The sequence below is a fragment of the Siminovitchia sp. FSL H7-0308 genome, assembly GCF_037980985.1.
In the GTDB taxonomy this organism is placed as follows: domain Bacteria; phylum Bacillota; class Bacilli; order Bacillales; family Bacillaceae_C; genus Siminovitchia; species Siminovitchia thermophila.
In genome coordinates this window covers 769,313-785,333 of record NZ_CP150282.1, presented here as the reverse complement: position 1 = coordinate 785,333, position 16,021 = coordinate 769,313, and the positions used below count along the sequence as shown (strand labels likewise).

At 41.0% G+C, this 16,021-nt stretch carries 15 protein-coding genes; 4 read left to right on the top strand and 11 right to left on the bottom strand.

The genetic code is table 11. The features are described 5' to 3' along the window. Nucleotides 1-244: 244 nt before the first annotated feature. On the bottom strand, nucleotides 245-721 hold the full coding sequence (ytkD, locus tag MHB50_RS03770; RefSeq protein ID WP_340084873.1) for an RNA deprotection pyrophosphohydrolase: 477 nt from the start codon (nucleotides 719-721) through the stop codon (nucleotides 245-247). Between the two features lie 56 nt (nucleotides 722-777). Further along, complete coding sequence (locus MHB50_RS03765) at nucleotides 778-1,140, bottom strand: hydrolase (RefSeq protein ID WP_340084872.1); 363 nt, start codon at nucleotides 1,138-1,140, stop codon at nucleotides 778-780. Nucleotides 1,141-1,261: 121 nt separating this feature from the next. Between MHB50_RS03765 and MHB50_RS03760 the strand changes: the two genes are divergently transcribed. Further along, a complete protein-coding gene (locus tag MHB50_RS03760; RefSeq protein ID WP_077110922.1) occupies nucleotides 1,262-1,516 on the top strand; it encodes a DUF6154 family protein in 255 nt (84 codons plus the stop codon). A 352-nt stretch (nucleotides 1,517-1,868) separates the two neighbouring features. Here the strand turns inward: MHB50_RS03760 and MHB50_RS03755 are convergent, their stop codons facing one another. Both MHB50_RS03755 and MHB50_RS03750 read right to left on the bottom strand, forming a co-directional pair. Further along, nucleotides 1,869-3,032, bottom strand: a complete 1,164-nt coding sequence (locus tag MHB50_RS03755; protein WP_340084871.1) for an ABC transporter permease — start codon at nucleotides 3,030-3,032, stop codon at nucleotides 1,869-1,871. Beyond that, a complete protein-coding gene (locus MHB50_RS03750) occupies nucleotides 3,025-3,771 on the bottom strand; it encodes an ATP-binding cassette domain-containing protein (RefSeq protein ID WP_077110925.1) in 747 nt (248 codons plus the stop codon). Before MHB50_RS03750 ends, MHB50_RS03755 begins: the two co-directional genes overlap by 8 nt. A 200-nt stretch (nucleotides 3,772-3,971) precedes the next feature. Between MHB50_RS03750 and MHB50_RS03745 the strand changes: the two genes are divergently transcribed. Next, on the top strand, nucleotides 3,972-4,670 hold the full coding sequence (locus MHB50_RS03745; protein ID WP_339162027.1) for a LytTR family DNA-binding domain-containing protein: 699 nt from the start codon (nucleotides 3,972-3,974) through the stop codon (nucleotides 4,668-4,670). 9 nt (nucleotides 4,671-4,679) lie between these two features. Continuing rightward, nucleotides 4,680-5,642: a GHKL domain-containing protein gene (locus tag MHB50_RS03740; RefSeq protein WP_340084870.1), complete on the top strand. Its 963-nt coding sequence runs from the start codon at nucleotides 4,680-4,682 to the stop codon at nucleotides 5,640-5,642. A gap of 479 nt (nucleotides 5,643-6,121) precedes the next feature. Here MHB50_RS03740 and MHB50_RS03735 read toward each other — a convergent pair whose 3' ends face one another. The 6 genes from MHB50_RS03735 to MHB50_RS03710 form a co-directional block, all read right to left on the bottom strand. Continuing rightward, nucleotides 6,122-6,568 carry a universal stress protein gene (locus tag MHB50_RS03735; protein WP_340084869.1) on the bottom strand — a complete coding sequence of 149 codons (447 nt, stop codon included), beginning with the start codon at nucleotides 6,566-6,568 and terminating at the stop codon, nucleotides 6,122-6,124. 599 nt (nucleotides 6,569-7,167) lie between these two features. Next, nucleotides 7,168-7,920 carry an SDR family oxidoreductase gene (locus MHB50_RS03730; protein ID WP_077110932.1) on the bottom strand — a complete coding sequence of 251 codons (753 nt, stop codon included), beginning with the start codon at nucleotides 7,918-7,920 and terminating at the stop codon, nucleotides 7,168-7,170. A gap of 21 nt (nucleotides 7,921-7,941) precedes the next feature. After that, the gene (gene lpdA / locus MHB50_RS03725) at nucleotides 7,942-9,324 is read right to left on the bottom strand and encodes a dihydrolipoyl dehydrogenase (RefSeq protein WP_077110933.1); all 1,383 of its coding nucleotides are present in this window, start codon (nucleotides 9,322-9,324) and stop codon (nucleotides 7,942-7,944) included. Between the two features lie 12 nt (nucleotides 9,325-9,336). After that, a complete protein-coding gene (locus MHB50_RS03720; RefSeq protein WP_205179614.1) occupies nucleotides 9,337-10,674 on the bottom strand; it encodes a dihydrolipoamide acetyltransferase family protein in 1,338 nt (445 codons plus the stop codon). A gap of 13 nt (nucleotides 10,675-10,687) precedes the next feature. Next, nucleotides 10,688-11,668, bottom strand: coding sequence for an alpha-ketoacid dehydrogenase subunit beta (locus tag MHB50_RS03715; protein ID WP_205179615.1), 981 nt, complete (start codon nucleotides 11,666-11,668; stop codon nucleotides 10,688-10,690). Between the two features lie 20 nt (nucleotides 11,669-11,688). Beyond that, on the bottom strand, nucleotides 11,689-12,621 hold the full coding sequence (locus tag MHB50_RS03710; RefSeq protein ID WP_321189664.1) for a thiamine pyrophosphate-dependent dehydrogenase E1 component subunit alpha: 933 nt from the start codon (nucleotides 12,619-12,621) through the stop codon (nucleotides 11,689-11,691). 232 nt (nucleotides 12,622-12,853) lie between these two features. Between MHB50_RS03710 and MHB50_RS03705 the strand changes: the two genes are divergently transcribed. Next, nucleotides 12,854-14,518, top strand: coding sequence for a sigma 54-interacting transcriptional regulator (locus MHB50_RS03705; protein ID WP_205179620.1), 1,665 nt, complete (start codon nucleotides 12,854-12,856; stop codon nucleotides 14,516-14,518). Nucleotides 14,519-14,688: 170 nt separating this feature from the next. Here MHB50_RS03705 and MHB50_RS03700 read toward each other — a convergent pair whose 3' ends face one another. Further along, on the bottom strand, nucleotides 14,689-16,011 hold the full coding sequence (locus MHB50_RS03700; protein WP_205179621.1) for a TRAP transporter large permease: 1,323 nt from the start codon (nucleotides 16,009-16,011) through the stop codon (nucleotides 14,689-14,691). Nucleotides 16,012-16,021: the final 10 nt, after the last annotated feature.

Genomic DNA, 16,021 nt, shown 5'->3' with positions numbered 1-16,021 from the left:
ACGTAAAGGTTTGTCAAGGCAGACTGGCGGTGCGCTTTTCATTTTTGTTGTATGCATCACTTCTGGAAATCAGTGTTATGATCAGTTTTTTGTCAACCCATTCAAAAAGCTTTTGCTTCAAGAATAATTCTATGATATCGAGTAATGTATTTTCTGCTGTTGAAAAGGGGCTTCCTTTTTTCTAAACGGATTGGTCTTAACATTTTGGAAATGTTTGTGGTTAGAGTGTCCAGAAAATCAGGTGTTACTGACTTTCTGGACAGCATCTTTTCAATGCTTCTTCTACGACTCGGTCTTTCATGATAAAACTGAATTCCTCACCATGTACTTTCGCAAGCAAATCGCCCTGGACGAAAACGGGGCCTTTTGTTTCATGATAATGATTCTTTTTTTCCAGTTTCAGTATGTTTGCCAAAACAATCGCTTTGACAAATGATGCGCCAGTTTTTTCTTCCACCAAATATTCTCCGACATATGCTTGGATGTTCGCAACAGCCCCGGTTTCTTCATAGATCTCCCTGATGGCTGCATCTTCAACGGATTCCCCCTTTTCCAATTTACCGCCGGGGAATTCCAAACCTCTTGCGGGATGGTTTGTTAACAGCCATTCATCTCGATATCGGCAAATCGCCAAAACATGGCCTGGACTTTGTTGAAAGGCGTTTTTTTGAAAAGCGAGCGTTACACGCTTTCCTTTTTGATCAAAAAACTGTATGCTCATGTGAGATCATCCTTTAATTGGTTATCGAACCAATTATAAAGAAAAGGAGTCACATGTCAATCACTTTTAAACCCGTCCAAAATGCCAAGGCTTTTGACATGTTGCTTTGCTTCGGCATCTCCCAGTTCGTAAATCATCGTAAAAATTTTGTGCAGGCTTTCATCATGGGCATCATTAGTCGGGTCGTGAGAATACTCAACAAATGGAACATGCGCGCGAAGGAAATCACCTATGCTGTTATCCTGCATCATATCAAATACTGCGCGCATCTCTGTTATTTCTTCATCGGTGGCTTCAATTTTAAATTCCCATGGGGACGCGTTCGGAACCCTCATAATTTCGCCGGCTCCAACGGAGATATAGTAAGTTTTCTTTTCCTCGTTCACTGTTATGACTCCTTCAACCAATTTTTTATGCATATTTTGCCTTGCACAATCTTATTTTATTCTTAATAATGGGATTAATAGTGACTCTGATTTATTACTTCAATGATGGGTATATATAAAAGGAGCAGCGTATTCTGAAAGGGGGTTGATCAAAATGAAACTGATTGATGAGTTATTTGAATTATACCGGGATAAATTAACCGGAGAGGAAGAAGATTTAGACATGATTACTTTTGCCGTTTTGGAAGGGTATGATCACGAAGATCTGTTGGAAATTGTAAAAGAAATGGACGAATATGAGTTGCAATATTTTATCAGGCTGTACTTGCTTGAAACACTAAAAGGTAAATTCGCCCAATTGGAAGGAAAGAAAGAAGATTCTTCATCTTATTATAGACCATTGCATTAATACATACATTTTCAAAGAAACAAATTGGCGCATGCTACGTTAGCTATGCGCCTTTATTCGTTCGAGAAGAAGTCTTTTTCAGCTGCTTGCAAATAGTAAGGTAAGGTGCTCAACTAGTGTGTCTTGCTATTTCTAACGATGCTTGAAATTTTCAGGTTAGAGTCAGGGATTGCTTGAGCGCCTACTTTCACCCAGACATCCCTTGGGAGCACCGAGAATCCCTATTCAATCCCTCAACCACGCGTCCATCGTCACACTTGCAGCATTTGGCATCCATCCCCTCTTGTTGATTGAAAAAAATGATATATGAAGAACTTGTCTTCCTCATAAATGCCTTATTTATCCATATAGATTATTTCCCCAGCATGAGACGATGATTATGAAACATTTTCAGGGCAATCGGAAATAGTAAGCCGATGATAACAACATAACATCCCACCGCGATCAAAAATGCCGCAACGGTCAATTGGCCGGTAAATGCATCGCGGACAAATATAAACAGATTCATGAACGGGATGGAATATAAAGCAAGATTTAACGATTCGTTTGTAAAGAACATGAACAGCATTGGAAGCGTCATCAGACCCATAACCGGCGTAATATAATATCCGGCTTCCTTTACCGATTTGGCCAGCATACTTAAAATCATTTCAACCTCCGCCATGAAAATGGCGAACAGAACAATGATAACAACGCTCATGGAAACAAATAACAGTGGATGCTCCAGCGCGCCCAGCCCTTTTTTAAGTTCCGTCGTAAAATTCATGAGTAGGCTGAGCAGCCCAATGCACAGCAAGCCCGTAAAAATGCCCAGGAGTGATATAGTCAGCCATTTTGCCAATAAAATTTTTATCGGTTTTACAGGCGTTATGAGCAATGCTTCGATTGTTTTCTTTTCCTTTTCTCCCGCAAACAGCTCGGTGGCGGATGGATAAGAACCGTTTGCGATCGCGATCGGAATGAGTAAAGGAATCAAAATGGACAACATAAAGGAAGCGATCGCATCATCTTCATCTTTCGTTGTCTTCGTTTCTATTTGAAAGACTTCAAGCACAGACGGATCCAGTTGCTGTTCTTTCAAACGAAGTTGAATGGTCTCATTTTGCCAGTTGGAAAAAACGGTTTGTACAAGACTGAAGGCGTTTGATGACTCCTGGCTCCCGGGATCAAAGTAAATATGTACAGGGATTTTCTCTTGCTTTTTTAGCTTTTCGTTCCAAGCGAAATCGATCGAAATCCCGATCTGGGCCTCTTTCTCTTCAACCGCTTTTTGCACATCTGCATATTCCTTGATTGTCGCATCAGGCAAATACGTTTCTAACTGATCGATGAATTCTCGGTCCGCTGCTTTCTCAACACCGACTTGGAAGCTTTTATCACTGTGGGAGGTCAAGATTTTATCATAAAAGATCGTTAATGCCATCATCATCAATAAGGGCAGCAAAACAAGCAGAGTAATGCTCCTTTTATCGCGAAGTACATCTTTCATCTCTTTTAAAAATATCGTTTTAAACATATAAATCACCCCTAACTACTTTTGAAGTGAATAAATAATTCAGATCCCTGCTGTTTTCTGCTTCATATAACTCTTCCAATCCACCTTCATATACAATCTGTCCTTTGTGCATCATAATAACATCCTCGCAAAGATGGGCGATTTCATCCATAATATGAGTAGAAAAAACAATCGTTTTCCCCGCACTCTTAAACTGATAAATAAATTCACGAAAAATATTGGAAGAAGTAATATCCAGGCCCGTCGTTGGTTCATCAAATAAAATAATATCCGGATCATGAATTAGTGTGCGGGCAATCGCCACTTTTTGTTTCATGCCCTTTGAGAAGCCTTCCACTTTTCTATCCATATATTTGCGCATGCCAAAGCGTTTCGCCAGCGTTTCTATTCTGTTTTTAATATCATGTTGCGTCATGCCGTAAAGATTCCCAAAATACTCCAGATTTTCTTTGGCTGTCAAGCGGTTATACAAGCCGGTTTCCGAACCAAACAAAACACCGAGTCGGCGTCTCACTTTTTCTTTATGATGAAAGATATTTTCACCATCAATCGAGATGGTTCCTTCATCCGGTTCAATCAGCGTACAAAGCATGCGCAATAACGTTGTTTTTCCCGCGCCATTTTCCCCGATCAGACCTGTCACATGCCCTTTTCGTATTTGCAACGATACATAATCAACCGCTTTTATCACTTGCTTTTTATCTTTAAATTGTTTTGAGACATGCGCTACTTGAATCATTTTCACTCATCTCCTTTTTGCACTCAATCTTATTGTATATCGATAAGGAGACTCCGTCTGCCACCATGTCGCGAAGGGGGAGTTATATGTCGCAAAAAGAGCGAAGGATGGATTACTTGGCCTGTCCCTACATGATTTTCCTGAATATTGCTGAGAAATGCTTTATAATAATACATAGATTTTTCAAAGGAGCTTTTCAGATGAGGGTTGGAATCGTCGATGATAGATTCATTGATCTCGAAAAAATAAAGTTTATATTGGAGCCGATAGATGACGTTGAGATTGTCTTTGCCACAACCGATTCCGAAGAAGCCTATTTGGAAATTCAAAAAAACAAGATCGACCTCTTGATAGCCGATATCGAAATGCCGGGCATTTCGGGATATGAACTTGCAGACTTTATCCAAATGCATGGACTGCTGATCACGGTCATCTTTGTGACAGCCAAGAGCGGTTACGCCGTTCATGCTTTTGAACTGAATGTCCATGATTATATTTTGAAACCGTATAAAAAAGAGCGTCTGCTACAGGCATTGGATAAATATCGGGAAAAGCAGCACTCCGGAAATCTTACGGGCAGGCTTGTCCTAAAGCAAAAAGGACGCATTGAATTGATTCCCAAAAAAGACATCATCTTTGTTGAACGAACAGGACGCACCACAACAATCCATACCAGTAACGATACTTTTATCACATATATGACGATCACGGAGCTGGAGGGGAGTCTTAGGGAACACCAATTTATCCGTTCCCACCGTTCCTTTATCATTAATCTTCATTATGTAAAAAGCTTTTCGGTTTATACAAAAAAATCATACAGTGTATCATTTGAAGGTACAAAAAACATCGCCATGTTAACGAAAGAAAAAATGGATTACTTGCAAAAGTATTATTTTTGAGGTGAAAAGGTGGAATTATTCATACTTCTGATTCCATGGGTTTTGGCGGTCGGATGGATGTTCTGGACGAAACATCTGATGATCGCTGCTCTATTATGCATCGGGGCACTTTTACATATTCCGCTTGCGAAAAAAGGCCCTGCTCCATTTTTATGGCTTGTCATGTCCGCTTTATTGCAATTATGCTGGATTGCCGCGGCATTTTTCACGGACACGCCCTTTTTAATGCTCGGAATGATTGCGCAGCTTATTGCGTTATTGGTGATGATGCAAACGGTTCGGGAAGAAAAACAAAGAAGAATGGCCATGGCTGCAAACTTTGAACAACAAAAAGCCTTATTATATGAATTAAGAAGACAACGGCACGATCTTCAAAAGCATGCAGCGGCCCTATTGCATCATGACGGGGAATCCGGGGCAATATCAGCCTATAAGGCTGATGTACATTCCCGCTATATCGAATTGGATCAAATCATTCGCGGTGAATCCAATGTCATCGCGGGCATTTTATACTCATATCTTGAACAAGCAAAGGAACAGGAAGTTGTCTTGGACTATCACATCCAACACCCTTTATCGGGATTGCCGCTCTCTGAATTCGAATGTGTCTCATTTTTAGGAAATATGTTGGAAAATGCTATTGAAGCCGCAGCCGAATTTGGCAAAAATAAGGAGAAACCGGGTAAAGTGTGCCTAATATGCCGAAGACAGAGCGGCATCTGGATCATTCATTGCCAAAACGATACCCTGCCCCTTCCCGAACACATAATCGAACGAATGTTTACGAACAAAGCAACATCTACAAAAGCGGGACATCACGAAGGAATCGGAACGCAGGAAATCAATAGAATCGTCAATAAATACCGTGGAGTGCTCGATTTTTCCGTGATTCAAAATCAATTTACATTAAAAATAAAAATCCCGGATATTAGAGAAAACAAGCGAAACGCATCAAAATCTTCAATGGATTAGAGGGATTATCCAAAAAGGGTCGTTCTTTTAAAAAAAATTTTAATAAAGAGAACATATCCAAAGACCGACAAATTGCCTGATTGCCCCCTTTTCTTAGATGCGATTCCGCCCCTCTTTGCGGGTTTATTCAGTTGGAAGGGATCATCAACCGGGAGTAATGGCCAGTTTTATGCTTTCTTCTCTTGGGCGGGGACGATCAGCCGGGGGTGATGAACAGGTTTGCGACTTCCTCTCTTGGTTCCGAATGATGATGGGCTTTCGTTTTACTCCCTTGAATAGCGCGGAATGGTGACCGGCATTTGGGCTTCTTTCCATCATTGGGTCACGGATAAATCGGGAAGATGTCCGTTCTTTCGATTACCTCCATTTACAGACAATCCAATCCTACAAATGCAAAATCAGTCAGAGAAAAATGTTTTTTTCTTCCGACTGATTAGTTTTGAGGGCTTTTTTGACAGGCCCTTCTTCGTCATGTTCATTTAATCTTTTTCTGTTCTTACAACAAGGACATCACATTCAGCGTGGCGGGTAATGTGTTCGGAAACGCTGCCAAGAAACATTCTTTCCACCGCAGTCACCCCGGTGGCTCCACAAATAATGAGGTCGGAACCAGTTTTTTTTGCAGCCTTCTTCGTGATAACCACCTTTGGCGAGCCTTCCTCAACGAGCGTTTCGACCTTTTCAATCCCTTTGTCTTTTGCTTCCTGTACGTAGCCATCTAAAAGCTCCTTGGCACGATTTATAGCTTTTTCGGTAAAATGTATATCATACATTTGAATACCGCGATATTGGCTTGTATCTACCACATGAACAAGGTGCAACGTTGCATCATGTCTCTTTGCAACCTCAACCCCTTTTCGAAAAGCCCATTCCGCAGGCTCCGAACCGTCCACTGCTACAAGAATGTGGCGATAACACATCTCCATATGTACAACCCCTTTTTATTATATTATCTCTATTAAACTATTTTATTCGTTTAATAGCCAGAAAAATATAGAAACCCGCGATTGATGAGCTATGTTGATCCATACAAATCTTACTGCTCTATCATTCACGGTCATTTCGGCCCCTCTGCCGATTATTTTACAGAACCTTGAGAAATAGGGGTCATTCATGATACGAATGGTGGAGAAAAACGCTAAAGAACACAAGAGATACCATGAAAAATGAAACGGCTTCAGTCCCTGAAAATATAGAGATCTAAAGCCGTTTATTTCCGCTGTCTACTTGGCAGGGGGCCGCTTACTTTTCTCCTAGACAGGTAACCTGCCTGAACAAAATATTGACACTCTCGACCATAGCGGTCATTTTCAAAAACACCTAAGAAACCGCAATGATGATATCTTCACCTGGAGAAACGGACGAAAATCCCTCCTTCGTTTCAAAGCGGTTAACCATATTGAAACTTGCGCTATTTCGTTTACTGCCATTCCATCTCAGACAGATATTCACGACCATCATTGACGGGTTCCTATCTGTGTTCTTTTCCTCTTATGACCTTCTTTTGACAAGGAGGTATATAGTTTCATCTGCCCAATACTCCACCGTCTACAGGAATTAACGTTCCTGTCACATAGTCAGAAGCCGAAGAAGCTAAAAATAAGGCAGGACCAACAACATCTTCAGGTGTGCCCCATCTTTTAGCAGGGATTCTAGCGTCTACTTGCACTCTTCGTTCTACATCATTCACGAGATCATTATTCATTGTTGTTAACATATAGCCTGGTGCAATTGCATTCACTTGGATGCCGTAACACGCCCATTCATTCGATAACGATTTTGTCATTTGCAAAATAGCACCCTTGCTGGTCGAATAAGCTGCTGCATGAAAGCCGCCCAACACCGAGAGAATCGATCCCATATTCATAATTTTTCCCGATCCTTGCTTTTTCATTTCAATCGCAGCTAATCTGGATAATTCGAAAACCGAAGTTACATTAAGCCCCAAAATTCTGTTCCAACTCTCAAGCGAAAACTCAAAAGCCGGCTTTCTCTCTATTAAACCGGCACTGTTAATTAAAATATCAACAGTTCCGCCTAAATGTTCTAAAGCCTTTTTAAATGATTCTCTGAGGCTTTCTATATGTAACAAGTCTCCCTTTACAGCATGAATTGTTGAGCCATCGTTACCTATTTTCTCGGCAATATTGAGTATTTCATGCGAAATATCAATCACCGCAATTTCAACACCCTCGTTATGAAAAGCTTTTACCAATGAAAAGCCCAGTCCTTGAGCACCACCGGTAATAATTGCTTTTTTTCCTTTTACATCAAACATAGAATGCCCTTCTTTCTATCATTAAGAATGAATTCCTTTTCCAATCAATGCGTTCGCGGATTCCATCAATGCCTCAGAGAAGGATGGATGAGGCTGTACCATTTCAGCCAGCTCATCAACTGTTCCTTCCAAAAACATATAGGCAGAAGATTGGCTGATCATTTCGGTCACATGAGCACCGACCATGACAACTCCTAAGATTTCCCCATATTTTTCATCAATCATCACTTTGGAAAAACCATCTGTGTCTCCCGCCGCCAAAGCTTTGCCGTTTCCAGAAAAAGAATATTTATGCGCTTTATATTGAATCCCTTTTTCTTTTAGATCGGATTCACTCATTCCTACACTGGCTACTTGCGGATTTGTATAAATACAGCGTGGCATGACTGTATAATTCATTTTTACTTTATTGCCATCCAAATTTTCAACGGCGGTTACCCCTTCTGCACTGGCTACATGAGCCAATTGCATTCTTCCAATCACATCTCCAATGGCAAAATAATCCTTTTTGCTTGTTTCCAAATACTCGTTTACAGCGATGTGCCCGCCATTCATTTGAAGATTCAATTCTGCAACCGCGGACAAATTGGGGTTGCGGCCGACAGCCAACAGTATTTCATCGGCTGTTAGAGTCTCTGTTTTACCTGTTTGTGTAGTAATATTTACTGCCTTTTGCTGATCGCTTTCATAAACCGATTCTACCTGACTTTTTGTTAATACCTTTATATCCTTTTTCTTTAGACACTTCAGCAAGGCTTTTGAAGCGTCATCATCTTCAGTTGGTATAATTGTATCGCCAAGTTCAATAATCGTGACTTTCGTTTTCAAACTGGCAAAAATATTGGCAAACTCCACGCCAATGACTCCTCCACCCACGATAATAATAGACTGGGGGATATATGAAATATTGAAAATGGTATCTGTTGTTTGATAAGCAACCACATCCAGTCCATCAATGGGCGGGACGGCAGGTTGGCTTCCTGTCGCAATAATAATGTTGTGACCGCTTATTTTCTTTGATTCATTTTCCATTTGAACGGTCACTTGTTTGTCATTATGGATGGTGCCATAACCATGATAGACATCTATTTTTTGGGCACGTAATAAATGTTGAATGCCACTTCTGAGAGTGGCGATTACCTGGTCTTTGCGCGCAAACATTTCTTCTAAGGAAAAACGCAGATTTTCTGTCTTAATTCCCCAATTGTTCGCCTTCTCAATATTCTCGATCAATTCGGCATGTTTTAACAGCGTCTTGGAAGGGATACATCCTCTGTTTAGACATGTGCCTCCCAGGTGATCCGCTTCGACAAGTGCTGTTCTTTTTCCATTTTTCGCTGCCCTGAGTGCCGCGACATATCCACCCGGCCCTCCGCCAACGATTATAACATCATACGACGTCATACTGTTACCACCTTATACGATTAATTTAAAGGGATTTTCCAATGTGTTTTTTAAATCAGTAAGAAACGCTGCTGCAGGAGCACCATCAATAATGCGATGATCAAAAGACAGACTTACGTTCATCATGGAACGAATAGCAACTTGGCCATCTACAACAACGGGTTTTTCTTGAATGCGGCCTACCCCCAAGATGGCTGAGTTTGGGGCATTAATAATCGGTGTGAATCCATCAACAGCATACATTCCCAAATTACTGACTGTAAACGTGCTTCCTCGCATATCATCAGGAGACAACCAGCCTTCACGGGCAAGCTTTCCGATATGTTTTGCCTCCTTCGTAAGAACCACCAATCCTTTTTGCTCCACATCCCGCAGAACAGGAACAACCAAACCATTCGGCACCGCCACCGCCATTCCGATATGAATGCCAGAATGGTGGACGATTTCATTTCCTTCCAGGGAAATATTAATATCTTGATGCTGTTTTAACGTATAAGCCACCGCTTTTATGACCATCTCATTATAAGAAATTCTTAGCCCTTCCATACTTTCAATAACAGGTAACAACTCCTGGCGAAGGGATACACATTTTGTCATATCTATTTCCGATAAAAGAGTGACATGAGGAGCTGTATAAGCACTTTCCGAAATTCTCTCAGCTATCACTTTGCGCATTCCTTTAAACGGAACTCGCTTAACGGCCTGACCGCCCACTGGTTGTGCTTCTTGTATAGTAGCGGAATCCAAGGAAACAAGATCATCTTTCACAATTTTCCCGCGATGCCCAGTTCCTTGTAAACCGTTGTAGTCAAGCCCTTGTTCATAGGCCATTTTGTTAGCCAAAGGGGTAATTCTTTTTCTTTTTTCTGCCAAATAGTTTTCAACATCTATTTTTTGAATTCGGCCAAGCGGGCCCGAACCGGTAATATCTCTTACATTTACTTGATGATCATCTGCCAATTTTCTCGCAGCGGGCGTTCTCCTGACTTTTTCTCCAGTTTCGGCCGGCTTATCTTCAACAGTATCTTTTTCAACCGTTTTTTGCCCATCGTCCCCAGCGTACTTACTTCGGGTACTTTTTGGTTTTTCCGCAACATCTTCTATACTTTCACCAGCCTCACCAACGTAAGCAATCACCTCATGGACTTGTACGGTAGCCCCTGCATCAAATAAGGTTTTCAGTAAAACACCCGTTGTCTCCGCTTCAATTTCTAAAGTGATTTTATCTGTCTGAACTTCAGCAATGGGGTCCCCTTCTTCTACCATTTCTCCTTCTTGAACCAACCAGGCGACAATGGTTCCTTCTTCCATTGTTGCGCCCATTTTCGGCATAACCACTTCTGATGCCATGACGAGACCTCCTTTACTTATTCATTAACTTTCTGCATTCTCGAACAATATCATCTACTTGGGGAACCGCCGCTTTTTCCAATTTCAGATTATAGGGAATTGGCGTGGCAACACCTCCTAACCGTCTAATAGGGGCATCCAAGTAGTCAAAGACATCACTTTCCGCAATCATACTTGCAATCTCCGCGCCATATCCGCCTCTTTTTACAGCTTCATATACTACCAAGGCGCGACTTGTTTTCTTCACTGACTCTAAAATCGTCTTTGTATCTAACGGCACTAATGTACGGGGATCAATAATTTCCACGCTAATCCCTTCTTGTTCAAGCTGTTTGGCCGCCTCAAGCGACCTGTTGACCATAATACCGGTTACAATAATCGTTATATCAGTTCCCTCATTCTTAATATCTGCTTCACCCAATGGAATCTCATACTCTTCTTCCGGGACTTTTCCTTTTGAATTGTAAAGAAGTTTATGTTCGTAAAATAAAACAGGGTTGTCATCTTTAAGTGCTGCTTTCATTAATCCTTTTGCATCATATGCTGTTGAAGGCTGAACCACTTTCAAGCCTGGAACATGCGCCATCCAAGCTTCCAAGCTTTGGGAATGCTGTGCGGCAAATCCCGCACCGGAGCCTCCCGGGAGCCTCACAACGATAGGTACTTTCGTTTTACCGCCAAACATATAGCGCATTTTTGCTGCTTGGTTCACAATATTGTCCATCGCAATCATGATAAAATCAGAAAACTGAATTTCTAAGATGGGCCTCATGCCTGTCATTGCGGCTCCTACTGCACAACCACTAATAGCCGCCTCGGAGATGGGGGTGTTCCTTACCCGTTCCTTTCCAAATTCTTCAACCATTCCATTTGTTACACCAAAGGCGCCTCCATAGATACCAATATCTTCTCCCATTATAAAAACGTCCGGATTTTTTCTCATTTCTTGGCTCATGGCTTCTCTAATCGCTTCCGAATATGTGATTTCTCGCATTTCTTCCGTCACCTTTCTTTTTATGCATAAATATCTGTTGTCAGGGTTTCCAAGCTGGGGTCTTGGCTGTTTTCGGCAAACTCAATTGCTTCATCCATTTGCGTCTGTACTTTTTTATCCAATTCGTTAAATTCTTCTTCTGTCAAAACGTTTTCAGCAATTAAACGCTCTTTAAATAGGGAGATGGGGTCTCTCTGTTTTTTCCACTCTTTCTCTTCATCTCTTGTTCTATATTTTCTGGCATCACTGCGAGAGTGGCCTTCCCATCTATATGTTTTGGCCTCTATTAAAGTCGGTCCCTTCCCGCTTCTTGCTCTTTCTACTGCCTTTGTTGTAGATTCCACGACTTCTATTATGTTATTTCCATCAACGATAACACCCGGAATTCCATATGCTGCTCCGCGATCTGCAATGTTTTCAATGTTTGTCATTTCTTTTACCGATCCGGACATCCCATAAAGATTGTTTTCACAAAAGAAAATAACAGGCAGATCCCACACCGAAGCCAAATTAAGGGCTTCATGAAAAGCTCCCTCGTTGGTTGCGCCATCTCCAAAAAAACATAAAACAACATATCCCAAGTCCTTCATTTTCGATGTTAGAGCTGCGCCTGTTCCTAACGGCAACCCTGCGGCCACAATCCCATTTGCCCCAAGGTTTCCAACATCCAAGTCAGCAATGTGCATCGACCCTCCTTTGCCTTTACAATATCCGCTTTCTTTTCCAAGCAGTTCAGCCATCATTTTTTTGACATCTGTCCCCTTGGCGATACTGTGCCCATGGCCGCGGTGAGTGCTTGTAATTTTATCCTCCTTCGTTAAGGGCACACACGCTCCTACCGCTGTCGCTTCTTGTCCGATGCATAAGTGCATGGTTCCATGGATTTTTCCTTGCTGATATAGCTTTTTTAAGGTCTCTTCAAATTTCCTAATGAGCATCATATCGTGTAACATGGACTTCAACTTTTCCGATGAAAAGGAAGATATGCTTGTTGATTTAGACATAAAATAACCTCCTGATTGTACATATTCCTGTCCTTCTTAATTTATTGCAATTTTTATGCCAACTTTTAATCTGTCATTTTAGCGATTGTATGTATTTTTTCATCAAAAAATGATGTATGATTAACTACAGTGATGCAAAATATCATCATTTTTGCCACAAAGCAATAAAAGGTGGGGTTTTATGCACAATTTACTGTCTAAAATAAACATAATTGGTGTTTTAGTATTAAATAAACAAGGTGATATTCTATTTTCAAATTCAATCGCTCAAAAATTCAGCTATTATTTTGACACTATGATTGAGACTACCTTGCGAGGAGCCCAGTCTTTTTGCTTACTCAACTATCCGGCAGAAGTATCCGCCCTGTTTCATAACAATCAATTTATCGTCTTTATAAACCCGATTGATCAATTATTGAGATTGACAAAAGAAAAAGATTCATTACAAAGCTTAAGAAACGAATTAAATGAGGTAATCAACTCCTCTTTTGACGGAATTGTGATTTCCGATCATGAGGGCGTGATCATACATCAGAATCCTTCATATGAAAAAATTACAGGGTTATCCACAAAAGATTGTATTGGCCGCAGCCTAAAAGAGCTCGAAGAAGAAGGCGTTATTGATGCTTCCGCTTCTTTAAAAGCTTTAAGAGAGGACAAAGCAGTTACGATTATTCAAAAAATCAATACCGGCGCCACCATCCTTGTGTCAGCGGTCCCGATCCGTAACAAAGATGGCGAAATCGAAAAGGTCGTAAATAATGTCAGGGATCTAACCCAATTGAATTTACTCGAAGCAGAAATCAAACAATTGGAACAGAAAAATAAGCAAATTCATCAAGAATTAGAATTACTAAAAGAACAAAGCGATCCAAAACTTTCCCTTATCGCACATTCTGATATGATGAAAGATGTGCTCGACCGCGCACTGAGAGTAGCACAAATAGATTCCGGCGTTTTAATCCAAGGAGCTTCGGGGGTGGGAAAAGAAAAAATTGTGGAATTGATTCATCGCCATAGTTTTAGAAAAGATCATCCTTTAATCAAAATTAATTGTGGCGCCATCCCCGAATCTCTGTTGGAATCTGAATTATTCGGCTATGAATCAGGCTCTTTTACCGGCGCCCATAAAAAAGGAAAAGCCGGATTATTCGAAGCGGCCAACCATGGCACCATCTTTCTGGATGAAATTGGGGAGATGCCACTGCAATTGCAAGTAAGATTGTTGCGCGTTCTCCAAGAACATGAAATAACACGCATAGGCGGAACCACGCCCATTCCGGTAGATATACGTGTCATTGCCGCAACACATCGCGACTTATCGAAAATGGTTGCCGGCGGGACATTTAGAGAAGACTTGTATTATCGTTTAAATATCATTCCGATCGAGATACCCCCTTTGAAAGAAAGAAAAGAGGATATCATTCCGCTTATTTATCATTTTTTAAACGGAATTAATCAAAGATATGGGATTAACCGTAAGTTTTCCAATGAGGCTTTAAATGCGTTTATCAATTATGATTGGCCGGGAAATGTCCGTGAATTACAAAATATAGTGGAGAGAGTCGCTTTGATGAGCTTAAACCCTGAAATTGGGATTGATGACCTGCAAAATGAACTCAGATTTCAGGACGATTTGAAATTCAGCATGAAGGGACCGGCAATAGGCGCATCGGCCTACCAACCTAACGCAGCACCTTTAAAAGATCGCTTAGAAGCATTTGAAGCGCAAATTATTAAAGACACCATTCAAAATTTCCCAAGCATCCGAAAAGCTGCTTTGGCCATGAAAGTCGACCAATCAACGCTTGTAAGAAAAATGAAAAAATACAACATTGAAAAATAAAGGGAAACTTCAAGCAGCGGGGACCTTTCGTCCGCTGCTTGTTAGTTGAACCAATCGGGCGTTTACGGGCAGTTGATTTACTGCTTACCGTGCTCGTTTTCCTAAGGGCTTACTGCCAGTTAACGACGGATAAAACAAAGCATCGCCGAAAAAAGCGATGCTTCTTTTCTTCATCCACCGATTAATTTTGGAAGGAATAACGTAATGGAAGGAATATACGTTATGATGAATAACACAACAAGTAATGCGCCGAAAATAGGCACGACATATCTTAAGGCCTTTTCAAATGATATATTGGCGATGTTGCTGCCAATAAATAAATTGATTCCAAGCGGTGGTGTTATTAACCCCAAACTCAAATTCAAGCACACAATCATCCCAAAGTGGATAGGATCGATCCCCAAAGCAAGGACAATAGGAAGTAATAACGGAACAAATATGAGTACTGCTGCTATTGTCTCCATAAACATGCCAACTATTAAAAGAAAAATATTAATTAATAGTAGGATAATTAACGGGTTCGTTGTCCAGCCTGAAATGGTGTCGGCCAGGAATTGAGGTATTCTCTCAATGGATAATACTTGTCCAAAAAACGAAGCCGCGCTGACAAAAATCAAGATAGATCCCGATGTACGGGCTGATTGAAGGAAAATCTCCAAAAAGTTCTTCAAGTTAATCTCGCGATAAAAGAATGTACAAATAATAAGACTATATACTACAGCGACAACTGCTGCTTCGGTAGGTGTAACGATTCCGCCGTATATCCCTCCAAGTATGAGAACGGGAGCTAAAAGCGCCCACTTTGCTTCATTAAGCGCTTTCCAAAAGCTTACTTTTTGCTTTTCCTCAAAGGTAGCCGCGGTTTCTGCAAATACCCTATGATTTACCGTGCCATATCCTTCTCTTTTACAAATAAGGTAATTCACGATAAGTAAGGAAACAGCCACTAATATACCAGGCATTATCCCCGCAATAAACAAATCGCTGATTGATGTGCCGGACATGACCCCGTATAAAATAAATACAATACTTGGAGGAACAATAGGACCTAATCCGCCCGCGCTGGCAGCTATAGATGCAGCATATCCCGGGGCATATCCGCTCTTTAACATGTAAGGAATAAGGATAGCACCAATACTTGCTACTGTTGCGGCTCCTGATCCTGAAATAGCAGCAAAAATAAAGCTGGCAATAATAGTAATGATACCGAGACTTCCTGTTAACGAACCAACCATACTTTGAATAAATTCCACCAATCTTTTCGCCATGCCGCCTCTGCTCATAATATCACCAGCCAAAATGAAAAACGGAATCGCGATTAAGGGGAAAGAATCCATTGAACTAAAAGATGTTTGAATAAATAAGGTTAATGGAACAGATCCCTCAATTAATACTACTAAAAGACTTGATGCGGCTAATGCAATAGCGATCGGCACCTGTAGACAAACTAACAAAATTAATATCCCAAACAGCAGCAATATAACTGTACCCATGAATGCTCCC

Bases quoted from the DNA above. Each gene is read 5' to 3' on its own strand.
- MHB50_RS03705 (WP_205179620.1), top strand. From the start codon at position 12,854: ATGCACAATTTACTGTCTAAAATAAACATAATTGGTGTTTTAGTATTA.
- MHB50_RS03750 (WP_077110925.1), bottom strand. From the start codon at position 3,771: ATGATTCAAGTAGCGCATGTCTCAAAACAATTTAAAGATAAAAAGCAA.
- MHB50_RS03765 (WP_340084872.1), bottom strand. From the start codon at position 1,140: ATGCATAAAAAATTGGTTGAAGGAGTCATAACAGTGAACGAGGAAAAG.
- MHB50_RS03715 (WP_205179615.1), bottom strand. From the start codon at position 11,668: ATGCGAGAAATCACATATTCGGAAGCGATTAGAGAAGCCATGAGCCAA.
- MHB50_RS03745 (WP_339162027.1), top strand. From the start codon at position 3,972: ATGAGGGTTGGAATCGTCGATGATAGATTCATTGATCTCGAAAAAATA.
- MHB50_RS03760 (WP_077110922.1), top strand. From the start codon at position 1,262: ATGAAACTGATTGATGAGTTATTTGAATTATACCGGGATAAATTAACC.
- MHB50_RS03700 (WP_205179621.1), bottom strand. From the start codon at position 16,011: ATGGGTACAGTTATATTGCTGCTGTTTGGGATATTAATTTTGTTAGTT.
- MHB50_RS03720 (WP_205179614.1), bottom strand. From the start codon at position 10,674: ATGGCATCAGAAGTGGTTATGCCGAAAATGGGCGCAACAATGGAAGAA.
- MHB50_RS03730 (WP_077110932.1), bottom strand. From the start codon at position 7,920: ATGTTTGATGTAAAAGGAAAAAAAGCAATTATTACCGGTGGTGCTCAA.
- lpdA (WP_077110933.1), bottom strand. From the start codon at position 9,324: ATGACGTCGTATGATGTTATAATCGTTGGCGGAGGGCCGGGTGGATAT.
- ytkD (WP_340084873.1), bottom strand. From the start codon at position 721: ATGAGCATACAGTTTTTTGATCAAAAAGGAAAGCGTGTAACGCTCGCT.
- MHB50_RS03735 (WP_340084869.1), bottom strand. From the start codon at position 6,568: ATGGAGATGTGTTATCGCCACATTCTTGTAGCAGTGGACGGTTCGGAG.
- MHB50_RS03710 (WP_321189664.1), bottom strand. From the start codon at position 12,621: ATGTTACACGATATGATGCTCATTAGGAAATTTGAAGAGACCTTAAAA.
- MHB50_RS03755 (WP_340084871.1), bottom strand. From the start codon at position 3,032: ATGTTTAAAACGATATTTTTAAAAGAGATGAAAGATGTACTTCGCGAT.